General features: G+C 69.6%; 2 protein-coding genes and 1 pseudogene. All 3 read left to right on the top strand.

Annotated elements, in window-relative coordinates; all coding sequences use genetic code 11:
* The coding region (locus Y705_RS17570) for a protoporphyrinogen/coproporphyrinogen oxidase (protein WP_173401052.1) at positions 1-803 on the top strand (803 nt) is incomplete at its 5' end.
* 89 nt (positions 804-892) lie between these two features.
* The gene (gene hemQ / locus Y705_RS17565) at positions 893-1651 is read left to right on the top strand and encodes a hydrogen peroxide-dependent heme synthase (RefSeq protein WP_081737801.1); all 759 of its coding nucleotides are present in this window, start codon (positions 893-895) and stop codon (positions 1649-1651) included.
* A pseudogene (locus tag Y705_RS21725) lies at positions 1648-1825 on the top strand (ferrochelatase); the annotation flags it as partial. The gene hemQ and the pseudogene Y705_RS21725, both read left to right, overlap by 4 nt.

The raw sequence follows: 1825 nt of genomic DNA, 5'->3' as shown, positions 1-1825 counted from the left end.
CCCCCGCCGGATCGGCCGTCGGCGGGCTCCGCGGCGGCATGGCCCGGCTCCGGGATGCACTCGTGGCGGAACTGGCAGCCGGGGGCGTCGATCTGCGAAGCGGTGAGACGGTTCGCGGGATCCATCGTTCGGGGAATGGCTGGCGGGTAGCGACCGAGCGCTCGACCCTCGAGCGGAGACTACCTGCGCGCGCCGTCCTCGTCGCGACGGGAGGCCCCGCCGCCGTCGACCTCCTAGCCCCTGTGCTCCCGGAACTGGCAGCCGACCGCCCCGCGCCGGTGCCGGGAGTCGCCCTCGTCACCCTCGTGGTCGAGGTGCCGGGTCTTGATGCCCACCCGCGCGGGACGGGCGTGCTGGTGGCCCGGGGAGTCGACGGGGTGTCGGCCAAGGCGCTGACTCACGCCACCGCCAAATGGAAGTGGCTGCGGGACCAGGCCGGGCCGGGCGTGCACGTCCTCCGGTTGTCCTACGGACGGGTGGGGGACACCGCGCGGGAGCCCGGACCATCGACGGGGGACGACACGCTGTTCGCTGTCGCGCTCGCCGACGCGTCGGCTCTGCTCGGGGTGCACATCGATGCCGGCGCCGTGCGGAGCTGGGATGTTGTCCGCTGGGCCGGCGCCCTGCCGCATGCCGCGGTGGGGCATCGCGACAGGGTGGCGAGGATCCGGGCCGTCGCGTCGGCTGCCGGAACACTCGACATCACGGGGGCGTGGCTCGCCGGAACGGGACTCGTCGCGGTGATCGACGACGCACGGGTGCGCGCCACTGCACTCGCCGATCGGCTCGACGCGGTGCGTTAGGAACTGCTCCAGCGTGACGTTAATTACTTCTACGAGTTGTAGAAGAACAGGATTTCGGATTGCTCGTGCGAGAGGGGCAAACTAATACCATGAGTGAGCTAACCGGCACGAACGCTTCCCACGATCCTTCCACCGAGCCCTCCACCGAGCCCTCCACCGAACACTCCACCGACGTCGCTGCCGACGGCGGGGGAGAGCTGTTCTTCACGCTGTGGACCGTCTTCAAGCGCGACGCGGGATCCACGGGATCCGCGAGTTCAGCCGACGGCCTCGGGGAGGTGCTGGATTCGCTCGAGGGGACCGGCGTCGTCGTCCGGGGTTTCTACGATGTCTCGGCACTGCGCGAGGACGCCGACGTGATGGTCTGGCTCCATGGGCCGCGTGCCGAGGACCTCCAGGCGACGATCCGGCGCATCCGGCGCACCGCCACGTTCTCCGGGACCGGCATCGCCTGGTCCGCCATGGGTGTGCACCGCGATGCCGAGTTCTCCAAGAGCCACAGCCCGGCGTTCTCCCGGGGTCTCGCCCCAGCAGAATGGGTGTGCGTCTACCCCTTCGTGCGCTCCTACGAGTGGTACATCCTTCCCAGCGAGGAACGCCGTGGGATGCTGTACGACCACGGGATGAAGGGCCGCGAGTATCCGCAGGTCCTCTCCAACACCGTGTCCTCCTTCGCGCTCGGCGACTGGGAATGGATCCTCGCCCTCGAAGCCCCGCAACTGGTGGACCTCGTCGACCTCATGCGGCACCTCCGGGAGACCGAAGCGAGGCGCCACGTGCGCGAGGAGATACCGTTCTACACAGGCCGCAGGATCAGCTCCGACGAAATCGCAGAGGTGCTCCAGTGAGCATTCAGGCCTTCGACCCCCTCGACGGGGTCGACGACGCAGGGCGCATGGCGCCCAAGAACTACGACGCCGTGGTCCTCGCGTCCTTCGGCGGCCCCGAGGGGCAGGACGACGTCATCCCCTTCCTGCGCAACGTGACGCGCGGCCGGGGCATCCCCGACGAGCGGCTCGTCC

The organism is Arthrobacter sp. H41, assembly GCF_000520535.1.
Classification (GTDB): domain Bacteria; phylum Actinomycetota; class Actinomycetes; order Actinomycetales; family Micrococcaceae; genus Arthrobacter_D.
This window is presented reverse-complemented; position numbering and strand designations above follow the sequence as displayed.